The organism is Phenylobacterium aquaticum (assembly GCF_022695515.1).
Taxonomy (GTDB): Bacteria; Pseudomonadota; Alphaproteobacteria; order Caulobacterales; family Caulobacteraceae; genus Phenylobacterium; species Phenylobacterium aquaticum.
On sequence record NZ_JALDPT010000019.1, the window covers coordinates 21,482 to 45,005 of the forward strand.

17 protein-coding genes and 2 pseudogenes are annotated in these 23,524 nt (G+C 69.4%); 5 read left to right on the forward strand and 14 right to left on the reverse strand.

Translation table 11 applies throughout. The features are described from left to right. The first annotated feature begins 72 nt into the window (after positions 1–72). The gene (locus MQH10_RS14780; protein WP_242564801.1) at positions 73–2,418 is read left to right on the forward strand and encodes a transketolase; all 2,346 of its coding nucleotides are present in this window, start codon (positions 73–75) and stop codon (positions 2,416–2,418) included. A gap of 4 nt (positions 2,419–2,422) precedes the next feature. After that, positions 2,423–3,775, forward strand: a complete 1,353-nt coding sequence (locus tag MQH10_RS14785; protein ID WP_242564802.1) for a pyruvate dehydrogenase complex dihydrolipoamide acetyltransferase — start codon at positions 2,423–2,425, stop codon at positions 3,773–3,775. Here MQH10_RS14785 and MQH10_RS14790 read toward each other — a convergent pair. Genes MQH10_RS14790 through MQH10_RS27260 form a run of 5 tightly spaced genes read right to left on the reverse strand, consistent with a single transcriptional unit; the run spans position 3,765 to position 8,732 of the window. Continuing rightward, the gene (locus tag MQH10_RS14790; protein WP_242564803.1) at positions 3,765–4,286 is read right to left on the reverse strand and encodes a sarcosine oxidase subunit gamma family protein; all 522 of its coding nucleotides are present in this window, start codon (positions 4,284–4,286) and stop codon (positions 3,765–3,767) included. The genes MQH10_RS14785 and MQH10_RS14790 overlap by 11 nt on opposite strands. Beyond that, the gene (locus tag MQH10_RS14795; RefSeq protein WP_242564804.1) at positions 4,279–7,224 is read right to left on the reverse strand and encodes a 2Fe-2S iron-sulfur cluster-binding protein; all 2,946 of its coding nucleotides are present in this window, start codon (positions 7,222–7,224) and stop codon (positions 4,279–4,281) included. The genes MQH10_RS14790 and MQH10_RS14795 overlap by 8 nt, the downstream gene beginning before the upstream one ends. Further along, positions 7,221–7,469 carry a sarcosine oxidase subunit delta gene (locus MQH10_RS14800; RefSeq protein ID WP_473828312.1) on the reverse strand — a complete coding sequence of 83 codons (249 nt, stop codon included), beginning with the start codon at positions 7,467–7,469 and terminating at the stop codon, positions 7,221–7,223. Before MQH10_RS14800 ends, MQH10_RS14795 begins: the two co-directional genes overlap by 4 nt. Further along, a complete protein-coding gene (locus MQH10_RS27255; protein ID WP_473828310.1) occupies positions 7,354–8,025 on the reverse strand; it encodes an NAD(P)/FAD-dependent oxidoreductase in 672 nt (223 codons plus the stop codon). The genes MQH10_RS14800 and MQH10_RS27255 overlap by 116 nt, the downstream gene beginning before the upstream one ends. After that, the gene (locus tag MQH10_RS27260; RefSeq protein WP_473828311.1) at positions 7,983–8,732 is read right to left on the reverse strand and encodes an FAD-dependent oxidoreductase; all 750 of its coding nucleotides are present in this window, start codon (positions 8,730–8,732) and stop codon (positions 7,983–7,985) included. The genes MQH10_RS27255 and MQH10_RS27260 overlap by 43 nt, the downstream gene beginning before the upstream one ends. Positions 8,733–8,924: 192 nt before the next feature. Here MQH10_RS27260 and purU point away from each other — a divergent pair, with 192 nt between their 5' ends. Next, the gene (purU, locus tag MQH10_RS14810) at positions 8,925–9,800 is read left to right on the forward strand and encodes a formyltetrahydrofolate deformylase (RefSeq protein WP_242564806.1); all 876 of its coding nucleotides are present in this window, start codon (positions 8,925–8,927) and stop codon (positions 9,798–9,800) included. Here purU and MQH10_RS14815 read toward each other — a convergent pair. The 5 genes from MQH10_RS14815 to MQH10_RS14835 form a co-directional block, all read right to left on the reverse strand. Continuing rightward, the gene (locus MQH10_RS14815; protein WP_242564807.1) at positions 9,797–10,225 is read right to left on the reverse strand and encodes a hypothetical protein; all 429 of its coding nucleotides are present in this window, start codon (positions 10,223–10,225) and stop codon (positions 9,797–9,799) included. The two genes, purU and MQH10_RS14815, sit on opposite strands and share 4 nt — an antisense overlap. Positions 10,226–10,239: 14 nt before the next feature. After that, positions 10,240–10,878, reverse strand: a complete 639-nt coding sequence (locus MQH10_RS14820) for a hypothetical protein (protein ID WP_242564808.1) — start codon at positions 10,876–10,878, stop codon at positions 10,240–10,242. Positions 10,879–10,946: 68 nt separating this feature from the next. Beyond that, positions 10,947–11,576 (reverse strand): TetR/AcrR family transcriptional regulator, encoded by a 630-nt coding sequence (locus tag MQH10_RS14825; protein WP_242564809.1) that lies wholly within the window; start codon positions 11,574–11,576, stop codon positions 10,947–10,949. 19 nt (positions 11,577–11,595) lie between these two features. Continuing rightward, entirely contained in the window at positions 11,596–12,588 is a 993-nt protein-coding gene (locus MQH10_RS14830; RefSeq protein WP_242564810.1) for a glutathione S-transferase family protein, read from the reverse strand. Continuing rightward, the gene (locus tag MQH10_RS14835; RefSeq protein ID WP_242564811.1) at positions 12,588–13,595 is read right to left on the reverse strand and encodes an alpha/beta fold hydrolase; all 1,008 of its coding nucleotides are present in this window, start codon (positions 13,593–13,595) and stop codon (positions 12,588–12,590) included. Before MQH10_RS14835 ends, MQH10_RS14830 begins: the two co-directional genes overlap by 1 nt. Positions 13,596–13,990: 395 nt before the next feature. On the opposite strand from MQH10_RS14835, the gene wecB reads away from it, so the two are divergent. Together wecB and MQH10_RS14845 are read left to right on the forward strand one after the other, a co-directional pair. After that, entirely contained in the window at positions 13,991–15,169 is a 1,179-nt protein-coding gene (wecB, locus tag MQH10_RS14840; protein WP_242564812.1) for a non-hydrolyzing UDP-N-acetylglucosamine 2-epimerase, read from the forward strand. A 734-nt stretch (positions 15,170–15,903) separates the two neighbouring features. Beyond that, positions 15,904–16,722: pseudogene (locus tag MQH10_RS14845) on the forward strand (DUF2334 domain-containing protein); the annotation flags it as partial. 19 nt (positions 16,723–16,741) lie between these two features. Here the strand turns inward: MQH10_RS14845 and MQH10_RS14850 are convergent. The 4 genes and pseudogenes from MQH10_RS14850 to MQH10_RS26460 form a co-directional block, all read right to left on the reverse strand. Next, positions 16,742–19,057, reverse strand: a complete 2,316-nt coding sequence (locus MQH10_RS14850) for a glycosyl transferase family protein (RefSeq protein ID WP_242564813.1) — start codon at positions 19,055–19,057, stop codon at positions 16,742–16,744. Between the two features lie 171 nt (positions 19,058–19,228). Continuing rightward, on the reverse strand, positions 19,229–21,382 hold the full coding sequence (locus tag MQH10_RS14855) for a malate synthase G (RefSeq protein WP_242564814.1): 2,154 nt from the start codon (positions 21,380–21,382) through the stop codon (positions 19,229–19,231). Positions 21,383–21,544: 162 nt separating this feature from the next. After that, a pseudogene (locus MQH10_RS14860) lies at positions 21,545–22,962 on the reverse strand (helix-turn-helix domain-containing protein). 65 nt (positions 22,963–23,027) lie between these two features. Continuing rightward, a complete protein-coding gene (locus MQH10_RS26460; protein WP_272886952.1) occupies positions 23,028–23,489 on the reverse strand; it encodes a hypothetical protein in 462 nt (153 codons plus the stop codon). Positions 23,490–23,524 lie beyond the last annotated feature (35 nt).

Here is a 23,524-nt window from a genome sequence, read left to right on the forward strand (position 1 = left end):
GAGCGCAGATTGGCAGGAATTGCTCTGCACGCGCCTATATATAGAGACCTCCACTCGTCGGAGGCGTCGCGCGTGCTGAAGGTCCAGAACCCCGTCAACGACAACCTGGCGATCCTGCAGGAGCTGGACCGCAAGGTGCACTGGCTCTCCGCCTGGATGATCCACAACGCCAACCACCTGCGCGAAAGCCGCGACGGGCTGAAGGTCGGCGGCCACCAGGCGTCCTGCGCCTCTATCGCCACCATCATGTCGGCGCTCTATTTCGGGGTGCTGCGGCCCGAGGACCGGGTGGCGGTCAAGCCGCACGCCAGCCCGGTGTTCCACGCGATCCAATATCTCTACGGCCGCCAGAGCCTGGACCAGATCCAGAATTTCCGCAGCTTCGGCGGCGCCCAGTCCTATCCGTCTCGGACCAAGGACAAGGACGATGTCGATTTCTCGACCGGGTCGGTGGGCCTCGGCGTGGCCATGACCGCGTTCTCATCCATCGTGCAGGACTACATGCTGGCTCACGGCCGCATGGAGCCGGGCCGTACGGGGCGGATGATCTCGCTGCTGGGCGATGCGGAGCTGGACGAGGGCAACATCTATGAGTGCCTGATCGAGGGCTCCAAGCACGACCTGCGCAACACCTGGTGGATCGTCGACTACAATCGCCAGAGCCTGGACGCGACCACCTGGGACCGCATGTTCCTGCGCTTCGCCGACGTGTTCGCGACCATGGGCTGGGACGTCATAACCCTGAAATACGGGCGCAAGCTTCAGGCGGCCTTCAAGCTGCCGGGCGGAGAGGCCCTGCGCGAATGGATCGACGAATGTCCGAACGACCTGTTCGCGGCCTTGAGCTTCCAGGGCGGTGCGGCCTGGCGGGCTCGGCTGGAGGCGGATTTCGCCAAGCGCCCGGCGGTGCTGGCGCTGATCGCCGGCTATGACGATGACGAACTGACCGCCCTGATGACCAATCTCGGCGGCCACGACCTCGACCTGCTGCTCGAGACCTTTCAGTCGGTGGACGACACCCGCCCCAAGCTGTTCATCGCCTATACCATCAAGGGCTTCGGCCTGCCGTTCCAGGGCCACAAGGACAATCACTCCGGCCTGATGACCCCGACCCAGATGGAGGCCTTCCGGGGCCGCATGGGGGTGGAGCACGGGCGCGAGTGGGAGGCCTTCGAAGGCCTGCCCCGTCCGGAGGCGGAGTATCGCCGCTATCTCGACAACGCCGCGTTCCAGGCGCGCCCGAAGTCCCGCCCGCAGGCGCCGGTCATCCCGGTGCCGGACGCCGCCAGCTTCCCGCGCCCGACCGGCCGCCAATCGACCCAGGTCGCCTTCGGCAAGGTGCTGAACGATCTGGCCCGCATCGGCGGTCCCCTCGCCGACGCCATGGTGACCACCTCGCCCGACGTGACGGTTTCGACCAATCTCGGCGGCTTCGTGAACCAGCGCGGCCTGTTCGCCCGCGAGCTGCGCCCCGACCAGTTCAAGGACAGCAAGATCGCCTCGCCGCAAAAGTGGGCCATGGGGCCGCAGGGCCAGCACATCGAACTCGGCATCGCCGAGAACAATCTGTTCCTGATTCTGGGCGCCCTGGGCCTGGCCGGCGACCTGTTCGGCGAGCGGTTGATCCCGGTGGGCACGGTCTATGACCCCTTCATCAACCGCGGCCTCGATGCTCTGAACTACGCCTGTTACCAGGACGCCCGCTTCATGCTGGTGGCCACGCCGTCGGGTCTGACCCTGGCGCCCGAAGGCGGCGCCCACCAGTCGATCCACACCCCGCTGATCGGCATGGCCCAGGACAAGCTCAGCTATTTCGAGCCGGCCTATGTGGATGAGCTGGTCGAGATCATGCGCTGGGGCTTCGAGCACATGCAGACCCCGGACGGCGGCTCGATCTATCTGCGGCTATCCACCCGCGCCCTGGATCAGCCGGATCGCACCCTGACCCCGGACCAGATCGAGGCGGTGCTGGCCGGCGCCTATTGGCAGGTCGAGCCGGAGCCGGGCGCGGAGTTCGCCATCGTCTATACCGGCGCCGTGGCGCCCGAGGCGCTCGAGGCGTTCGCGCAGATCCGCGAGGACCTGCCGGGCGCCGGCCTCTTGGCCGTGACCAGTCCCGACCGCCTGCATCGCGGCTGGTCCCAGGCGCTGACCGCGCGGGCCAGGGGGGAGCGGGTCGCCGCCCATGTGGAGCGTCTGCTGGGCCGGCTCGCGCCGGGCGCGGGCCTCGCCACCGTCATCGACGGACCGCCCGCGACGCTCTCCTGGCTGGGCGGGGTGCGGGGCAACCGGGTCGCGCCGCTCGGCCTCGATCGCTTCGGCCAGTCCGGCGACGTGCCGGACCTCTATCGCGCCTATCGCCTGGACGCCGAGGCCATCCTCGACGCCTCCGCCTCCGCCCTGATCGATCCGGTCTGACGCCATGTCCATTGATGTCCTGATGCCCGCCCTGTCGCCGACCATGGAGGAGGGGACGCTCGCCAAGTGGCACGTGAAGAAGGGCGATGTGGTGAAGTCCGGCGATGTGATCGCCGAGATCGAGACCGACAAGGCGACCATGGAGGTCGAGGCGGTCGACGAGGGCGTGGTCGAGGACGTTCTGGTGCCGGAAGGGACCGAGGGCGTGAAGGTCAATACGCCCATCGCCCGGCTGGTGGGGGAGGGCGAGGCGGCGGCGCCTGCTTCTCCTGTTCCTTCTCCCCTTGCGGGAGAAGGTGGCCCTGCGGAGCAGGGTCGGATGAGGGGTCTTGCTGACTCCGCCGAAAAGCCCGTCATCGAGGTTGCGGCTGGGGGAGCGCAACCCCTCATCCGACCGCTCTCCGAGCGGCCACCTTCTCCCTCAAGGGGAGAAGGGTCTGACGGCAGGATATTCGCCTCGCCGCTCGCGCGCCGGATCGCCCAGCAGAAGGGGCTGGATCTGTCGGCCCTGAAGGGCTCGGGCCCGCATGGCCGGATCATCAAGGCCGATGTCGAGTCCGCGACGCCGGGCGCCGCCCGTCCCGCGCCGGCCGCTGCCGGCGGGACGACGACGGCCGCGACCGCCCCGCGTCAGGTGCTGAGCCTGGCCCAGATGGGCATTCCGGACGGCTCCTATGACCTCATCCCGCTGGACGGGATGCGCAAGACCGTGGCGCGCAGGCTCACCGAGAGCTTCCGGGACGTGCCGCACTTCCCCCTGACGCTCGATCTGGAGATCGACGCCCTGCTGGCTGGCCGGGTGAAGATCAACGCCCTGCTGGAGCGCCAGGGCGTCAAGGTCAGCGTCAATGACCTGGTGATCAAGGCCGCGGCCATCGCGCTGCGCCAGGTGCCGGAGGCCAACGCCTCCTACACGCCGGAAGGCATCGCCCTGCACCACCATGCGGACATCGCCATGGCGGTGGCCCTGGACGGCGGGCTGATCACCCCGATCATCCGGGCGGCGGAGACAAAGGGTCTGGCCCAGATCGCCACCGAGGCCAAGGACCTGGCGGCGCGGGCGCGGGCGCGGAAGCTGAAGCCCGAGGAATTCCAGGGCGGGACCTTCTCGATCTCGAACCTCGGCATGTACGGGATCAAGGCCTTCTCCTCGATCATCAACGAGCCCCAGGGCGCGATCCTGTCGGTGGGCGCGGGCGAGCAGCGGCCGGTGGTGAAGAACGGACAGCTGGCCGTGGCCACGGTGATGACCGTCACCATGACCTGTGATCACCGGGTGGTGGACGGCGCCGTCGGTGCGCGCTGGCTCGCCGCCTTCAAGGCCCTGGTCGAAGAGCCGCTCGGCCTTATCCTCTGACGTCGAGGTTGCCGGCGACGCTGGTCCAGTAGGCGAAGAGGTCGGCGGCGTAGCTCGGCGCCACATAGGCGTCGACCCGGGTCTCGGCGATCACGTCGAAGCGGACGGCCATGTGCTCGATCACCGTGCCGGCGACGCAACCCGGCGCGAAGGCCGGATTCTCGGCGTCGAACACCCCGCCATGGGTCAGCAGGACGCGCCAGTCGGTGCCGACGAGGACGCAGCGGGCCGCCGCGCCGGAGATGTCGGTGACTGCGCCGTCGGCGCCGGCGATCTCGACCAGCCGATCGAGGATCGTCTGAGCCGGGTCCGTCTCGACACGGATCATCCAGGCGCCCGGCTCACGCCAGATCACCCGCAGGCCGGACGTCGTGATCGCCTGGCCCGCGCCGGGCAGGGCGGCGCCGAAGGCCGCGGCGAAGCGGGCGGAGGTCTCGGCCAGTCCGCTCCACAGCTCCAGGCGGATCAGGGGCTGGGCGGGGGCGGCCTGGAAGCGCGGGGCGTCAGTCACGATAGCGCGCTCCCTCGGGATCGTAGAACACCGGCTCGACCACCCGCACCTTGGCGCTCACGCCGCGGGTCGGGGACCAGGCGGTCAGGGTCTCGCCCATCCTGGTCCGGCCGTCTCGCAGCAGGGCGAGCGCCACGGAGCCGTCTTCGAGAACGCGGGGGCTGGCGGCGGTGACATGGCCCTCGGGCTCGCCGGGAGCGTGGCGGACCAGCATCGAGCCTTCCGGAATCGACCCCTCCGACTCCAGGCCGACCAGCTGCTGGCGGCCGGTCTCGGCCACCAGCGCGGGACGCTGCAGGGCCGGGGCGCCGACGAAGGGCCGGGCGGGGTTCAGCATGCGATGCAGGCCGAGGTCCTGGGGCGTGGTGCGGCCGTCGATCTCGCCGCCGACCACGACATGGCCTTTCTCGATGCGGAGGAACTCCAGGGCTTCGATGCCATAGGGATGGCCGCCGAGGGCATGGCCCGCCGCGTCGATGGCCGTCCAGACGGGCGCGATCTCCTGGCCCGCGGCATAGATCTCGAAGGCCCGCTCGCCGGAATAGCTGGCCGCCAGGATCAGGACGGGGACCCCGGCGATCCGGCCGCGGGCCACCGACATGTGGCGGGGCATGTCGGTCAGCCCCGTGACCTGGGCGACCAGGGCCTTGGCGCGGGGGCCGGCGACGGCGATCCCGGCCCAGTGCTCCTGGACATTGGCGATGGCGACCTTGAGCTGAGGCGCCAGGATCTGGCGGACATAGGCCAGATGGTGGGCCATGCGGTCCGCGCCGCCGGTGGAGCTGGTCAGCAGATAACGGTCGGTGCCGATGCGCCAGACTGTGCCGTCATCCATGACCATGCCGTCTTCGCGCAGCATGAAGGTGTAGCGCCCGCGGCCTACGGCCAGCTTGGCGACGGTGGTCGTGCAGACCCGCTCCAGGAAGGCGGCGGCGTCGGGGCCCGCGATCTCGAACTTGCCGAGTGTCGAGACGTCGATCCAGCCGACGGCCTCGCGCACGGCCCGGGCCTCGCGCATGGAGGCGGCGTGCAGGTCCTCGCCGGCCAGCGGATAGGCGCGGGGGCGCGACCAGTAGCCGACAGGCTGCCAGATCGGCTTGCGCGCGGCGTGCAGGTCATAGAGGGCCGGTCGGCGCAGGGGCGCGGAATGGAAGCCGGTTCCGTGACCGGCCAGGGCGCCGAGGGTCACGGGCGTATAGGGCGGCCGGAAGGTGGTCAGGCCGACCTCGGGAACCGGCCGGCCCTCGCGCGCGGCCAGGCGGGCCAGGCCGATGATGTTGCTGGTCTTGCCCTGGTCGGTGGCCATGCCCAACGTGGTGTAGCGCTTCAGGTGCTCGACCGAGCGGTAGCCCTCCTGCCAGGCGAGATCGACATCCGCCAGGGTCACGTCGTTCTGGAAGTCGACGAACGTATGCTTGAGGTCGGTTCCCGGCGGCGGGGCCAGGGCGGCGACGCTGTTGGACGGTCCGGGATAGGTCTCCGCCGCCTGGGGCGGTCCGCCCTTGGGCATGGGCTTGCCCAGGCCGTGCGCCGCGGCGCCGCCGGCCGCCCAGCCCTCGGCCAGGATTTCGGCGAGATCGTCGAGGCCCGCGGCGGAGCCCGTGGTCGACTGGTTCTGGCGCGCGACATCGGGGGCGAAGGCGCCGCTGGTCTCGTCCCAGGCCAGGGTCCCGCCGGCCTGCATGTGCAGGTGGGCGACGGGGGAGAAGCCGCCGGAGACCGCGATCAGGTCGCAGGCCAGCTTGATCGCCCCGGTTTCAGTGCGGGCTTCGGCGCCGGTCAGGCCGCCGGCCCCTCCGATGGCGCGGGTGACCTGGGCGTTGAAGCGCACCGGGAAGCGATCCTGGGCGGCTTTGACGATGGAACTGTCCGAGGGCGGACGACTGTCGAGCACGGCGGCGATTTCGCATCCGACCTCGGCCAGGGCGAAGGCGGTGCGATAGGCGTCGTCATTGCAGGCCGCGATCACCGCGCGCCGACCCGGCGTCACGCCATAGCGATGGATATAGGTCCGCACCGCTTGGGCCAGCATCACGCCGGGCCGGTCATTGTCGGCGAAGGGCAGGGGGCGCTCGATGGCGCCGGTCGCCAGGATCACGCGCCCCGCGCGCACGCGCCAGAGCCGCTGGGCCGGGGCGTCGGCGGCCGGCGCCTGGCCGGGTTCCGTCACCTTCTCTGAGAGGGTGACGAGGTCGTGGTCCCAATAGCCGACGGCGGTGGTGCGGGTCAGGATGCGGACGCCGCGTCCGGCCAGGGTGGACTGGGCGCCGGCGATCCAGTCGACGGCGTCGGCGCCGTCGATCTGGGCGGCGTCGCGTAGGAGGCCGCCGCCGAGGCGGGAATCCTGCTCGGCCAGAATGACCCGCGCCCCGGCCGCCGAGGCCGCCAGGGCGGCGGCGAGGCCGGCGGGACCCGCGCCCACCACCAACACGTCGCAGAAGGCGGCGCGGTGATCGAAGCGGTCGGGGTCGGCGGCGACGGGGGGCTTCCCGAGACCGGCCGCGTGGCGGATGAAGTGCTCATAGACCTTCCAGAGGCCGGGCTTGCCCAGGAAGGCCTTGTAGTAGAACCCGGCCGGAATGAAGCGGCTGAAGGCGCCCAGCACCGCGCCCGCGTCGAACGCCAGGGACGGCCAGCGGTTCTGACTTTCGGCGACCAGGCCGTCATAGAGGAACAGGTCGGTGGCCCGGGTGTTGGGCTCGAACCGCCCCTCGACGCCCACGCCGACCAGGGCGCTGGGCTCCTCGACTCCGGCGGCGAGGATCCCGCGCGGCCGGTGGTACTTGAAGCTGCGGCCCAGGAGGCCGATGCCGTTGGCGAGCAGGGCCGAGGCGAGGGTGTCGCCCGGGTGGCCCTCATAAAGCTGGCCGTCAAAGGTGAAGGCGATCGTCCGGGTGCGGTCGATCAGGCCGCCGGCCGGCAGGCGGGCGCTGGTCATGCGAGGCCCCCGATCGTCTCGACGATGTCGATCTCGTGGGTGACTGTGTGGCGATGCAGTTTCAGCCAGGCGCCGCAGCCGGCGGTGTGGCGCCACAGCTCCCACGACCAGCCGCGGGGATTGTCGCGCTCATAGAGCCGGCTCACCGCCTCGGCCGGACTGGCGTCCAGGGACAGGACCGCATCGAGGGCGCGGTCGAAGACGAACTCGACCTGGGCGCGGGGGCCGCAATGGGGACAGACGATCCGCAGCATCTAGCGATCCTGCGCCTTGGGGCGCGCCGGCCTCGTCGATGGTCGAGCCGTTGGCGAACCGCGCCAGATTGAACGGGGCGGCCAGCTCGTGGGCCCGGCCGGTCGCCAGGTGGTGGGCGTAAAGCGCGCCGGAGCCCGGCGTGGCCTTGAACCCGCCATAGCACCAGCCGCCGTTCAGATGCAGGCCCTCGATCGGGGTCTCGTCGATGATTGGCGAGCCGTCGAAGCTCATGTCGGTGGTGCCGGCCCAGCAGCGCAGCATGCGCAGCCGCGAGAGCGCGGGGACCAGCGCGATGGCCTGGCCGGCCACCTCCTCGGTGCGCAGCGCCATGCCGCGCTGGGAATAGGTGGGGTACATGTCCGGGTCGCCGCCCAGCACGATCTCGCCCTTGTCGGACTGGCTGATGTAGCAGTGGATCGATTGGGACATGATCACCGTGTCGATCATCGGCTTCACCGGCTCGGAGACGAAGGCCTGCAAGAGGTGGCTCTCGATCGGCAGCTTCAGGCCCGCGAGGCCCGCGACATGGCCGCTGTTTCCGGCCACGCAGATGGCGACCTTGTCGGCGGCGATCGCGCCCCGGCTGGTTTCGACGCCCTCGACCTTGCCCGCGCGACCGAGATGCCGGTGACTTCGCAGTTCTGCAGGATGTCGACGCCGAGCGCATCGGCGGCGCGGGCATAGCCCCAAGCGACGGCGTCATGGCGGGCCGTGCCGCCGCGCTTTTGGATCAGCCCGCCATGGACCGGGAAGCGTGCGTCCGGCGACATATCCAGCACGGGGATCAGCCGGGCGACCTCGGCCCGCGTCATCAGCTCGGCGTCGATGCCCTGGGCGCGCAGGGCGTCGCCGCGCTGGGCCAACTGGGTCATGTCGGAGTCGGAGTGACCCAGGAAGACCGCGCCGCGCTGGCTGAACATGACGTTGTAGTTCAGCTCGTCGGTCATCCCCTCCCAGAGCTTGAGGGAATATTCCAGCATCCGCTGCAGCTGCGGCTGACGGTAGTTGGAGCGGACGATGGTGGTGTTGCGCCCGGTGTTGCCGCCGCCGATCCAGCCGCGCTCCAGCACGGCCACCGACTTCACCCCGTGATATTTCGCCAGGTTATAGGCGGTGGCCAGGCCATGGCCGCCGCCGCCGATGACGACGATGTCGTAGCGGGGCTTGGGCTCCGGCGCGCGCCAGGCGCGGGGCCAGGACGTGTGGCCGGACAGGCCGGCGGTCAGCAGTCCCAGCGTCGAATAGCGCGCCATCTAGGCCCGCCCGCCCGCGGTCTCGATCATGCTGTTCGAAGAAGCGCCCATTTTTCGTCGATAGGCCCTGGGGCCCCGCGCGACCAGCCGCAAAAATTAGATCGGCGGGCGACAAAATTCGATTGGCGCTGAGGGGCCGCCAAACCGTCTCCTGTCGACCCGGTCCGACGTGGCCGGACGAAAGGATACCTCGTGAAGGCCAAGCCCAAGACCCCCGAGAGCCGCTATGTGCTCATCCTGAAATGCCCGGACCGCAAAGGCGTGGTGGCGGCGGTCTCCGGCTTCCTGGCCGACAATGACGCCTCGATCCTGGAGTCCAACCATTTCAACGATGGCCTGGCCGACCAGTTCTACATGCGCACGGTGTTCCGGCCGGACGGCGCCATGCCGCCGATCGAGGCGATGCGGGCGGGGTTCGAGCTGATCGCCCAGCGGTTCTCCATGACCTGGTCGCTGCACGACGCTTCCGAACGGCCCCGGGTGCTGATCGCGGTGTCAAAGTTTGGCCACTGCCTGTTCGACCTGCTGCACCGCTGGCGGGCGGGGCTGCTGCCGGCCGAGATCGTCGGCGTGGTGTCCAACCATGACGACATGCGCTCGTTCACTGAATGGAGCGGCGTGCCCTATCACCACCTGCCGATCACCGCGGCGACCAAGGCCGAGCAGGAGGCCGCCTTCCTGGGGCTGGTCGAGGAGCTCAAGGTCGATCTGGTGGTGCTCGCCCGCTACATGCAGATCCTGTCGCCGCAGATGTGCGCCAGCCTCGATGGCCGCTGCATCAACATCCACCACTCGTTCCTGCCGGGCTTCAAGGGCGCGAAGCCCTATCACCAGGCCCACGAGCGTGGGGTCAAGATCATCGGGGCGACGGCCCATTATGTGACGACCGACCTCGACGAGGGGCCGATCATCGAACAGGACGTGCGCCGGGTGGACCACAGCCAGGATCCCGACCGGCTGGTGCAGATCGGCCGCGATGTGGAATGCGCTGTGCTCGCCCGCGCCGTCGCCTGGCACGTTGAGCGCCGGGTGCTGGTCGAGGGCGGCAAGACGATCGTCTTCGCCTAGGCTTTCCGCCGCAGCGACAGGGCCAGGAAGACCAGGGTGATCGCGACGACGCCGACGCTGGCGTAGTGCTCGGGCGGGTGGTGGCCGCCCGCGCCCTTGAGGAACCAGCCGTCCAGCAGCATCAGGCCGCGCTCAAGGATGATCAGGGCCAGGAACAGCGGGGTGAGTGTGCGGTAGCGCAGGCCGATCACCACCTCCGCGACCCCGTGCGGGATCTGCAGGGCGCCGAACCAGGCGAAGACCGCGATGATGATGCGGGCCCTGTCGCCGAGATCGAGATGGGCGATCACCCGGGACCCGCCGTCCGGCAGGAAATAGTGGATGCAGCCGGGGACGATGGTCCCCACCCCCATCAGGACCAGCCACCAGGCCGAGATCGTCGCGCCGCGGTAGTCGCGGTTGGTGCTGTCGGGCAGGAGCGCCATTGCGTCTTCTCCGTCTAGTCGAGGGCGCCCATCAGGAGGGCGATCTGGGCGAGGGCGGCGATGAGCGCGATCGATAGCCCGACCCAGTGGCGGGGGCTGGCCAGCGTCATGATCACCGGGCGGGTGGGGAAGGAGAAGGTCTGGGGCATGGCCGCGAACTTGAAGTCGTGGGCGCCGCCGAACCGCGGATCGGCCACCAGGATCGCCAGGTCCCGGCGGCTGCGGTAGCGCATATAGCCGATCAGGGTCCATTCCGGGCCGGGCTCGACCCCCCAAGCGTCGACATAGGGCCCGATCTTGCGCGCCGCGATGGCGGGATGGCCGCCCCGCCGGAACAGGGCGGGCAGGAACACACGCGTATAGCCGTCCATGACCGCCCGGGCGGGCCGCATCTGGCCGGTCACCGGGTCGGCGACCTCGGTCGAGGCGACGCGGACCAGGTTGAGCATGAAGAACTCGCGCCCGTCATCGGCCTCCAGGAAGCTGCGGACCACGGCGGGGTCATTGCGGTCGGTGTCGGGATTGTGCGCCCTGATCCTGGCCATGAGATCGTCGATCTCCTTGGGCTTCAGCGGGCCGCGCCAGTTCACGTACCAGGCCAGGAACAGGCCATAGACGGCCAGGGCGACGCCCCAGACCCAGAAGGTATCCATCCCGCGCTCCCCTTGATTGGAGGGCAGGGTCACAAATGACAGTATCTATGTCAATATAGCCGCGAGCGTCAGCCGCCGGCGAGCAGGCGCTTCAGGGCGCGGGCCACGGTCGTCCGGGCCTGATCGACATCGAGCCCCTGGGTGCGGCGCAGGCGCAGCCAGCCGTCGATGGAGGCGATGAGATCGGCGGCGTCGGCGATCTCCGGCGCCGCCTTGGCCTCGGGCAGGAAGGCCAGGAGCTGGGCGCGCTGCTGGGCGGCGAAGGCGGCGCGGGCGCGTTGAAGGGTCGGCGAGCCGTGCAGGCGGATGTCGCCGGACAGATAGTACATGGTGATCAGCTCGAAGGTCCTGGCCCGCTGGCCCGTCAGGATCTCCAGACGCTGGTCGAGATCGCCCTGGGGCGCCGCCATCGGCGCCTCCTCGACCAGGGTGCGGATCTTGGCGTTCAGCTCGTCGAACAGGGACTCCATGTCCTGGAAGTGGCGGAAGACCGTGCGGTGGCCGACGCCGGCATGGACGGCGACCGCCTCGGAGGTCGGGTCGAGGTTCCCGCCGGCGATCATCTCCAGCACGGCGCTGACGATCCGCTCGCGGGTGCGCGCGCCGCGCTCGAAGCGGCCGTCGGGCTTGGTGTCCGCCGCCAGGGTCAGGGTGTCGCTCATCCGCTCGCCATAGGGGCGGGCGTGCAGGCCTGACAAGCGGTTCCGGCCTCGCGGGTCACTGAAGCAGGTCCAGGCAGCCCTCCGCCTGGAGAATCGCCTGCAGACCGGGCGCCTCGGCCGCCGAGGCGTAGCGGGCCTTCAGGGCCGCCAGCGAACGCGCGTGGTACTTCTGGGGGCCCTGGACATAGGCGCCGCCGGGCAGATCGACGCTGAAGCTTTCGGCCCCCTCGGCCAGGGCCTTCGCATTGGCGGTCGTCCAGGGCAGGAAGTAGCGGCCGACATAGGCGAGGATCGGCGCGAGGGTGGGGGCGAGGCTGTCCCAGGTCTCGAAGCCGCCGTCCTGCCGGGGCTCCATCATCCGATGACACCAGTCGAGAACCGCGGGCCCACGCGCGCGCATGCCTGCCCCGCAGGTCGGGTCAACCGAGGCCTCATAGAGCTGGCTCGCCAGGCCGAAATCGCCGAACGACGGCCGGGCGCCGAACAGATAGGGCCGGGTGGCGAGGTGCGCTTCGAGCAGGTCGAGCAGTTCGAAATAATAGCCGGTGATCAGCGGCGCGGTGGCGTCGCTGGAGCCCACGAAGTGACCGCGTCCGCTCATGCGCTCCAGGATGAAGGCCGCCCTCTGGGCCACCTCCTCGGCGCTGGCGTGCGGGGCGCTGAGCCGGGCCAGGGTCTGGGCGGAGGCCAGCTTATCCACCTGGGCGTACCAGCGATGATGGAACATCAGCTTGTTGCCCCACTCGTCGCCGAACTCCTCAAGCAGCGCCGAGAGGAAGGCGAGGGCGGGGTCATCGGGATGGATCGAGGGCGTCGGATGCTTCGCCTCGACCGCCTCCATGATCGGGGTGGAGTCCTGCAGGCCCTCGTCATCCGGCGTGGCCACCGTCGGGACGATCGGCAGGCGGGCGTAGCGCTTGTAGTCCTCGTCGTTCTCGGCCCGGCGGGGGATCCAGGTGTGCGGAATCTGCTTGAAGCGGAAATAGGAGCGCACCTTCACCGAATAGGGCGACATCTCCGATCCGAAGATCCGATAGGGCTTGGTCATCAGCTTTCCTCGGCGAGGCGGCGCAGGAAGATCTCCGCGATCTCGCGCCCATGGGTGTCTTGCAGGAAGTGGCCGGCGTCCGGCAGCAGGTCGAAGCTGGCCTGGGGATAGAGGCCCGCCCACTGGCGGCCCCAGGCCTCGGTGAACACCGCGTCGGTTCCGCCCCAAATGAAGTGAACGGGCTTGCTCCAGGACTTGAGCGTCTCGAACCAGACCGCCTGGTCGGCGGCGGCCCCGCCCGTGGGATTGTCGAAGGGCAGGCTCAAGGGGAACCGGCGGGGCCCGGCCATCCCTTCGCGCCCTAGGCCCTCGAACGGGGCGTCATAGGCGCGGCGCACGGCGGCGGCGTCCGCGCTGAGCGGCGGCGGGGTCTTGGTGGTGATGATCCCGAACAGGTCTCGCGACTGCATGTGGCCCAGCGGCAGCATCATGAACCAGCCGATCGACAGGGGATCGGGGATGTTGATCCCGAACAGGCCGTCGGTCTGCCACTGGCTGTTCCACTGACGCAGGGCGTCCGTGTAGGCGTAGCCCTCGTGATGCAGCCAGGTGTTCATCACCACCAGCCGGTCGAACCGCTCCGGCAAGGTCGCCGCCTGGGCCAAGCCGATCGGCCCGCCCCAGTCCTGGACGAAGAGGGTGACGCCGGTCAGGTCGAGGGCCTCGACCAGGGCGCGATGGGCGGCGACATGGCGGGCGATCGAATACCAGCCGTCGTCGATCACCTTGTCCGAACGCCCGAAGCCGATGTGGTCGGCGGCGATGCAGCGCCACCCCTCGGCGACCAGGCGGGCGATGATGTGGCGGTTCAGGAAGCTCCAGGTCGGCATGCCGTGCATCAGCAGGGCGACGGGCCCGTCGCGCGGCCCCTCGTCCACATAGGCCAGCCTCAGGCCTTCGACGCTCAGATAGCGCGGGGCGTAGGCGAACTCCGGCAGGCCGGCGAAGGCCTCCTCCGATGTGCGGAGGAAGCGGACGCCGTCTGGAGTGCTCAGGGACTGGGTCATGGCGTCAGACTATTCTAGTGGCATAGGCAATGTCGATAGATAGCTGGTGGGCCGGCCACTGCGGGGACTGAGGTGGCCTATACTCAGTTTGGGGCAAGACGCCGCCCTCGGCGCGACGTTTGGAAAGGTCAAACGCCGGCGCGCCTCCGACCTGAAATTGCAATTTGCAATATAAGGGCGAGTTCTGGGCCGGCAGTTCCTCCGCATGATTTGAGGCGAGGAGCTTTCGGTACGAAAGACTCTCCTAATGGGCGAGCTGTGCTTGCCTTTATCGGGGTCATTGCCATGGTGAACGCTGGATGGTCGCCGTTTTACTGCGGCCTCCACTGACGGGGCCGCGGGGGTTGGGCCGTCGGGATTGAGGCGGGGGTGGCTTTGTCCAACGGGTGCGAGCGATGAGCGTCGGCGCGGCGCCGCGCGTGGTGGTCGCCGTGGGCACGCGGCCGGAGGCCATCAAGCTGTTCCCGGTCATCCGGGCGCTGAAGGCGGACCCGGACCTGAGGGTCACGGTCTGCGCGACCGGCCAGCATCGCCAAATCCTCGACCAGGCGCTGGAGATCGCCGGGATCGCTCCGGACGTGGATCTCGACGTCATGAAGCCCCGCCAGGGGCTGGACGCCCTGTCCGCCGCCCTGCTGACCGGCTTCGGCCAGATGCTCGACGAGGTCCAGCCGGACATGGTCGTGGTCCAGGGCGACACCACCACGGCGGCGATGTGCGCCCTGTCCTCGCACTATCGGCGCATCCCGGTGGCGCATGTGGAGGCCGGGCTGCGCTCTGGAGACCTGCATCATCCCTGGCCGGAGGAGGCCAACCGCCGGATGGTCGGCCAGATCGCGGCCCTGCACTTCGCCCCGACCCAGAGCGCGGCGGAAAACCTGCTGCGCGAGAACATCGGCGCCGACGCCGTGCATGTGACCGGCAATACGGTGATCGACGCGCTGTATCTGACGCTGGCCGAAATGGACCGGCTCGACCACCTGACCGCCGAGGTGCGCCAGATCCTGGCGGAGGCGCAGGGGCGCCGCATCATCCTGGCGACCACCCATCGGCGGGAGAATTTCGGCGGCGGCCTGGAGCAGATCGCCCTGGCGCTCGAGCATCTGGCCCGGCGGCCCGATGTGATGGTTGTGGCCCCGGTGCATCCCAATCCGCAGGTGACCCGGGTGATGGGCCGGCTGGGCGACCATCCCAATATCCGCCTGATGCCGCCTCAGACCTATGTGCCGTTCCTGCATCTGATGGCGCATTGCGATCTGATCCTGACCGACTCCGGCGGCGTGCAGGAGGAGGCGCCGGCGCTCGCCAAGCCGGTGCTGGTGCTGCGCGACAAGACCGAGCGGCCCGAGGGGATCGCGGCGGGCACCGCGCGGCTGGTGGGCGCCAACGCCGCAGTCATCATCGCTGAGACCGAGCGCCTGCTCGACGATCCCGCCGCCTATGCGCGCATGGCCGGCGCGGGCAGCCCCTATGGCGACGGTCTGGCGGCCGGGCGGATCGCGGCGGTCATCCGCGCGGACCTGGAGGCCCGCGGCCGCCTGCCGGCCGTCCACAGCGACGCCCGGGTGGCCTGATGGCCCGCGGGCGGCGCCGGAGAGGGATGCGCTGGGGGCGGGTCTTGCTCTTCCTGGTCGCCGTGCTGGCCGGTGTCGCCGCCCTGGATCCGAGCCGCCCGGCCGGCCGACACCCGGCCAGCGCCGAGGCCGTGCCGCATCTGACCAAGCCGGCCGCCCCGGCGCCGAGCACGCTCATCCTCTATACGAACACCGGACCCTGGGGGGATCTGGGCGAGCTCTACGCGATCTTCGCCGCCAATCTCGCCGGCCGCTTCGGGACCTATGAAGCCAAGCCGGTCAGCGCCTTCGCCCCCGGGGACCTCGACCGACACACGGCGACGATCTTCATCGGCTCGACCTTCGAGGAGAAGCTGCCGGCGGCCTTCCTGGAGGCCGTCGCCCACAGCGCCCGGCCGGTCCTCTGGATGCAGTACGGCATCGACCAGCTCGCCCGCGCCACCCCCGACTTCGCCGAGCGGTTCGGCTGGACGCCGCTCGCCTATGATCCGCCGGCCGCGGTCGCCGAGGTCCGATACAAGGGCGCGTCCCTGACCCGCCAGCCGACCGACGATGGCGGCGTGACGGCCCTTCGGCTCGATCATCCCGACCGGGTCGATGTTCTGGCCCAGGCGGTCCACGCCGGCGGCCGGGAGGCCCCGTGGGCGGTGCGGTCGGGATCCCTGACCTATATCGGCGAGAACCCGTTCAGCTACATGTCGGAGACCGATCGCTACCTGATCCTCTCCGACCTGATGTTCGACCTGCTGGCGCCGAAGACGCAGGAGCGGCATCGCGCCCTGGTGCGGATCGAGGATGTCAGCCCGAACTCCGACCCGGCCAAGCTGAAGGCGATCGCCGACTATCTGTGGTCGGAGCAGGTCCCCTTCTCGGTGGCGGTGATCGACACCTATGCCGATCCCCTGGGCGTCGAGACCGGCAAGCCCCGCCGCATCGATCTGGCTCATGCGCCCAAGGTGGTCGACGCCCTGCGCTACATGGCGGCCCATGGCGGGACCCTGATCATGCACGGCCACACCCATCAGGCGGGGCGGATGCGCAATCCCTATGACGCGATCACGGGCGACGACTTCGAGTTCTACCGCGCCCATGTCGACGCCAAGAACTACGTCCGTTACGACGGCCCCCTGGCCGAGGACTCGACGCCCTGGGCCCTGGCGCGGATCGACGAGGGTTTGGCGGTCTGGGCGGCGGCCGGCCTGCCGGCCCCGACCTATTTCGAGTTTCCACACTATGCCGGCTCAGCCGCCGACTATGTCGCGGTCCAGAACCGGTTCGGCCAGCGCTATGACCGGGCGATCTATTTCCGCGGCACGCTGTCTGGACACCCCGACGCCCGGCGTCAGGACGGCCAGTTCTTCCCCTATCCGCTGCGCGACGTGTACGGCTCTTGGGTGATCCCGGAGAACCTCGGGAACGTCGAGCAGGTGGGATACAATCACAACACCAGCCGCACCCCGGCCCAGATCGTGGAGTCCGCCCGGCTGAACCTGGTGGTCCGCGACGGCTTCGCGAGCTTTTTCTACCACGCCTATCTGGGCCCGACCCAGCTGAAGCAGATCGTCCCGCCGATCAAGGCGATGGGCTACGCCTTCGTCGCCCCGGCGAGCCTGACCCCGCCCGGCGCCGGCCTATTCCGCGGCCATGAGCTTGGGGGCCGGGACCAGCAGCTTCAGGCGGGTCGCGGTTTGCAGGACATCCGGATCGCCGGCCGGCTGGGCGGCCAGCGCCGCCCGCAGCTGGGCCTCGGTGATCACGCCGCGGGCCAGCAGATATTCCCCAAGCCGCTGATCCGATCCCCAGAACCCGGCCAGGGCGGCGGCGAGCGTCTTGTGATCCAGCGCCTCCTGGCGGACGAGCAGGTCGCCCAGCAGCACATGGGGTCTGCGCACCGCGGCCCAGACCTTGGCGGCGTCGGCGGCGTGCAGGGCGCCGCGATCGACCAGCCGGTCCATTGCCGCATGAGCGGCGCTCAGGGCCCCGTCGCGCCAGCCGAATCTCAGGGCGAAGGCGATGTCGCTGAGCGGCGCATAGACATAGGCGACCCTCTGGCCGCTGCGGGGCGCGAGAAGGGTCTCTAGGGCGCCGGGCCGTCTTGTCGAGCGGTTCGGCCAGGGCGACCTGGGTGACCCCGTCGCGGCGCGCCACCGGCACGGCGCGGAACCGGGCGGCCTGGCGGGCGGTCAGGAGATGCAGCAGGCGCGGCTCGACCTTCATCACGTCCAGGCTGATCGGCTGGCTGCCCGCCTGTTCGGCGAAGGCCGCGGCTAGCGCTTCCTCGGTCACAGCCCCGCGCTCGACCAGCAGCAGGCCCAGCGGGCGGTAGCGATGCTTCTGGGCCATGAGGGCCGTGTGCAGGTCGTCGCCGCTGACCTGGTTCCAGTGGCGAAGGAGTTCGCCCAGCCGGGTGCTGCGGTGGCGCAGCTGCTCCAGGCCGGGGAAGGCGTGCTGGGTCTTGTCCCAGGCGATCGCCCGGCCGGTGATCAGATGGCCGACGAACAGGCGCATGGAGCGGCCGAAGGCGGCGAAGCCGATCAGGTTCGAGACCACGATCCGCACCGGGCTGAGCAGGGCGAAGCCGATCCCGTGGGCCCGCGCCGTGAACCAGGCCCGGTGCAGCATGCGGTTCAGCAGGAACAGGGCGTTGACGACCAGCAACGCCACCACCCAGCTCCGGTCGATCAGCGGGGGCAGGGCCTGGGCCGCCTGCCAGACCGGGGTGAGGGCGGCGATCAGCGCCACGCTGATCAGGATCAGATAGGCCAGCGCCCCGACCGGCGCGGTGAACAGGGCCTTGCGGTCGCGGAACAGGAAGTAGCGGTTGGCGAGGTCTCCGAACCAGCCGAGCTGGGCCCAGCCCATATAGGAAATGCCCAGCATCCAGCGGGCCTTCTGGCGGACGCTGGTGCGCCAGGTGTGCGGGAAGAACTCCTTGGTGGCGACCAGCTCGCGCCGCAAAACCCGAACCTGGCCCTTGCGGAACCAGGCGGGACGGAACCGCGCCGTGCGGGCGTAGTAGCGGATGAAGTCCGAAGAGAAGCCCAGCGCCTTCAGCCGGTGGCCGATGTCGTAGTCCTCGGTCAGGCTGGCGGTATTGAACACCTGGCCGGCGCGTTCGGCGCTGAGCGCCTGCAGGGCCTCGCGGCTGAAGGCCGTGGCCACCCCGGCCGAGGGGGTCATGCGGCTGAGCAGGGCCCGGACCGGCAGGTCCTTGGTGTGGAACTCGGCGAACTCGTCGAGATAGTGGCAGGCCACCCACTGGTTCCAGCGGCGGTTCATGGACAGGACCGGCAGCTGGATCATGCCGGCGCCCTCGATGAACCAGTTCATCACCCTCAGGCCGAAGGGGTGCACCACGTCCTCGGCGTCGTGCATGGCGAAGATCTCATAGACCTCGCCGGTCTGCGCCTCGCGGGCCGCGACCCCCTCGAGGATCCAGTTCAGGCAATCGGCCTTGCAGGTGGGGCCATCGGCCCCGACCCGGGCCAGGTGCACATTGGGAAAGGCCTTCTGGACCCGCTCGACCTCGCGACGGGTGTCGGGGTCGTTCTGATAGACGCCGACGAAGATGTCGAAGCGGGTGTAGTCGAAGGCGTTGATCGTATTGACCAGCATGTTGGCGATCACCTCGGCCTCGCGCCAGGCGGGGACCATGATGGCGATGCGCTGCTCGGGCTTGAGCCGCAGCCGGTCTTCCGAGGGCTTGCGGCGGCCCAGGCGCCGGATGGGGCGGGTCAGGCGCTCCAGCCAGTAGCAGAGGTCGATGAAGAGATCGTCGGTGGAGGACAGGCAGATCAGCACCGCCACCACAATCAAGAGTAGTTTGAGGGCCAACCAGTAGGTTAGGAGGGCGTGATCGGCCCCGGCCGACAAGGCCGCGAGGTTCAACTCAAATCCAGATCCGAACAGACCGCTCACTTATAGTCACCCACACCCCGTTAACCTTCTTAGGGTCGGGCGGCAGGCCGCACAACGCCGCTCGCGGATGAGGCGTGTTTTCTGGTGAGGCGGGACGACCGCAGGCGCCCGGAGACCGTTCCCCGGGCGCCCGGTCGCGGGTCAGCCGGCGGCGAGCTGGGCCTTCCGCTCGCGGCGGCGGCGGGTGAGGATGTGCTCGGTGTAGCCGTTGGGCTGGGTGCGGCCCTCGAACACCAGGTCCAGCGCCGCCTGGAAGGCGATCGACTGGTCCGGCGCCGGGCTCATCGGGGTGTAGGCGGCGTCGCCGGCGTTCTGGCCGTCGACCACCTTGGCCATGCGCACCAGGGTCTCGCGGACCTGGGCCTCGGTGCAGACCCCGTGGTGCAGCCAGTTGGCGATGTGCTGGCTGGAGATCCGCAAGGTGGCGCGGTCTTCCATCAGCCCGACATTGTGGATGTCCGGCACCTTGGAGCAGCCGACGCCCTGGTCGATCCAGCGGACGACGTAGCCCAGGATGCCCTGGGCGTTGTTGTCGAGCTCCTCCTGCACGTCGGCGGCGTTCCAGTTGGAGCGGGCCAGCGGCGGGGTCAGCAGTTCGTCCGTGCCCGTGGCCGTGGGGTGCGCGCTCATCTGCGCCTGCAGGCCCGGCACATCGACCTCGTGATAGTGCAGGGCGTGCAGCACGGCGGCGGTGGGCGAGGGCACCCAGGCGGTGTTGGCGCCGGCCTTGGGGTGGCCGACCTTGGTGGTCAGCATGGCCTGCATCATGTCGGGCGCGGCCCACATGCCCTTGCCGATCTGGGCATGGCCCGGGAAGCCGGTGGCCAGGCCGATCTCGACATTGCGCTTCTCATAGGCCGGCAGCCAGGGCTCGGCCTTGATGGCGTCCTTGCGGACCACGGGGCCGGCTTCCATGGCGGTGTGGATCTCGTCGCCGGTGCGGTCGAGGAAGCCGGTGTTGATGAACACCACACGATTGCGGGCGGCGTGAATGCAGGCCTTGAGGTTGGCGCTGGTGCGGCGCTCCTCGTCCATGATGCCGATCTTGACCGTGTTGCGGGCCAGGCCCAGCAGATCCTCGACCAGGTCGAACAGACGGACGGCCAGCGCCACCTCGTCCGGGCCGTGCATCTTGGGCTTCACGACATAGATGGAGCCGGCCGGGCTGTTGCGGCGGGCCCCCTTCAGGTCGTGCAGGGCGGCGGTGACGGTGATCAGGGCGTCGACCGCGGTCTCGAAAGCCGCCTCGCCGTTGAAGGTGACGGCGTCGGTGGTCATGTGGTGGCCGACATTGCGCACCAGCATCAGGCTGCGGCCACGCAGGCTCAGCTCGCCGCCGGTCGCCGACTGATAGACGCGGTCGGCCTCGAGCCGGCGGGTCTCGGTGGCGCCGCCCTTGGCGAAGCTGGCCGACAGGTCGCCCTTCATCAGGCCGAGCCAGTTGCGATAGACGCCGGTCTTGTCCTCGGCGTCGACCGCGGCGACCGAGTCCTCGCAGTCCTGGATGGCGGTGAGCGCGGCCTCGACCAGAACGTCGGCGACCCCGGCCGGATCGTCCTTGCCGATGTTGCTCGACCGGTCGATCAGGATCTCCAGATGCAGGCCGTTGTGGCGCAGCAGGACGCCTTCGGGGGCGTAGGCGGACCCGCGCCAGCCGACGAACTGACCGTCGTCGGCCAGGGTGGTTTCGCGCCCGTCTTTCAGCTTCACGATCAGGCCGCCGGCGATGACCGAATAGGCGGTCGCGTCGGCGTGAGAGTCGGACGACAGCGGCGCGACGCGGTCCAGAAGATCGCGCGCAAAGGCGATCACCTTGCCCCCGCGGACCGGATCATAGCCCTTGGTTCCGGTCGGCGGCTCGATCGCATCGGTGCCGTAGAGGGCGTCATAGAGGCTGCCCCAGCGCGCATTGGCGGCGTTCAGAGCATACCGGCCGTTCGAAACCGGCACGACCAGCTGCGGGCCGGCCAGCTTGGCGATCTCCGGGTCGACGTTCTCGACGCCGATGTGGAAGGCCTCGGGCTCTGGCAGCAGATAGCCGATCTCGCGCAGGAAGGCGGTCTCCTCGGCGACCGAGAAGTCCTTGCCCTTGCGGGCCGCCCACCAGGCGTCAATCTGTTGCTGCAGTTCGTCCCGACGCGCCAGCAGGGCGGCGTTGCGCGGGGTGAAGTCGGCCAGTACGGCCTCGAGCGCCGCCCAGAACGCTGCGGGCGCGATATCGGTCCCGGGCAGCAGTTCGCGTTCCACAAAGCTATGCAGAAGGTCGTCGACGGACAGGGTGCTGGTGATGTTCATGCGCGTACCGGGCTCTCGAAAAAGGTGTCCCAAGGTCCGCCGCCGCGGCGACCGACCGTAAGTCTCGGTCGCTTTACTGCACGGAAGCGCGCCGCTTTGAAGCCCCCCGGGGCAAGGAATTTTCCGAATGACTTCGGCGCCGCACAATCAGGCGATCCGGACTCAGCTGTCCGAAAAGCCGAAGGGAAGGCTCGTCCGGCGGATGTCGTCGGACAGGATCTGGCGGCCGATCGGCGGGGCCGAACGGGCGGTGCATTCGGTGCGGTGACACAGGCGGCAGGTGACCCGATCGGGGTCGCGGTGTCGGCCCCGAGGCCCGGCTGGTCGCGGGTGTAGATCAGCCGGCCAGCGTGCTCGGCGGCGCAGCCGAGCGCGATGGCCCGCTCCACCCGGGGCGTGCCGAAGGCGCCGCCGCCGGCGGTGACGGTGCGGGCGATCGAGAAGAATTTCTGACCGTCCGGCAGCTCCAGCCACTGGGTGACGATCTCCCGCGGCGTCTTGAACACCTGGTGCACCGACCACAGCGGACAGCCGCCGCCGTGCCGGGCGAAGGGGAAGCCGGCGCCGTCCAGGCGCTTGGAGACGTTGCCGGCCGGATCGACCCGGATGAAGAAAAACGGCACCCGCTCGTGCCCCGGTTTCTGCAGGGTGGTGAGCCGGTGGGCGGTCTGTTCGAAACTGGCGCCGAACTGGCGGGCGAGCGCCTCGACGTCATAGCGCCTCGCCTCCACCGCCCGGGCGAAGGCGGCGTAGGGCATGATGATCGCCGCCGCCGCATAGCTCGCCAAAGCCCGGCGGGTCAGGCGCTCGCCGCTCTCGGTGTCGAAGCTGCCCTCGGCCAGCACCGCGTCGACCTCGCCGCGCAGCTCCAGATAGGCCAGCTGCAGGGCGAGCTGGAAGGTCTGGCTGGCGGTGTCCAGGCCGTCGTCCAGCAGGATCTCCTTGCGGTGCTGGTCGAGCCTGCGGATCGAGCCGACCATGACGCTGGAGGGCAGGCGGCGCGTGCGCAGGCCGTGCCGGGCCTTGAGATAGCCGGCCAGATTGTCGTGCCCGGCGACCGCCTCGGCCAGGCGCTCGGCCGCATCGTCCAGGCTGGGGAAGCAGTTGCGCCGCGCCGCCAGGAACCGCCGGGACTCGGCCACGGGGTCGGGCGCGTCGGAGCTGCGGCTGCCGGTGGCCAGCGATTCCGCCCCCCGGTCGGCCAGCGCCAGCTGCTCCTCGCGATAGGTCGTGTACAGCCGCAGCAGGGCCTCGGTGATGCCCGGGAAGTTGGTCGCGACGTCGGTGGTCTCCAGCGACTGCAGGTCGATGTCGGCGAACATCGGGTCCTTCAGCACCGCCTGCAGCCGGGCGGTTTCGTCCGCCCCGCCGCCGCCGGCGAGCGTCGCCATGTCGATCTTGTAAGTCTGGGCGAGCCGCAGCAGCACCTCTGCGCTAAGCGGCCGGTGATTGCGCTCCAGCAGGGCCACATAGGAGGCCGAGACATCGAGGTCCGCGGCCATGTCCGCCTGGGTCAGGCCCAGGTCGCGCCGCAGCCGGCGCAGGCTCGGTCCCACATACAGCCGTCGTTCCGTCGCCATGCCCTGCACGCCCTGAAATGTAGGGACATTACAACATTACAATCAAAATCTGTAAAGTCATACATCTAGACCTCGCTCGCCCTTTCGCACTGCGGCAAAGGCGGCGTACGGGGGCGGCCAAGATCCGGGCCTTCCTGTTTTCCCCCGGCTGATCGCGGAAGAGGCACATGTCCTATCAAGACCACATCATTCAGATGAGCCAGCTCATCTCGAGCAAGAACGGCACCTGGGACGGCATCAACGCCGAGTCCGTGGCCCGGATGCGTCTCCAGAACCGCTTCAAGACCGGCCTGGAAATCGCCCGCTACACCGCCGACATCATGCGCAAGGACATGGCGGCCTATGACGCCGACTCCTCGCAGTACACCCAGTCCCTGGGCTGCTGGCACGGCTTCATCGGCCAGCAGAAGATGATCGCGATCAAGAAGCACTTCGGCACCACCGATCGGAAGTACCTCTACCTGTCCGGCTGGATGGTCGCGGCCCTGCGTTCGGAATTCGGCCCCCTGCCCGACCAGTCGATGCACGAGAAGACCTCGGTGCCGGCCCTGATCGAAGAGCT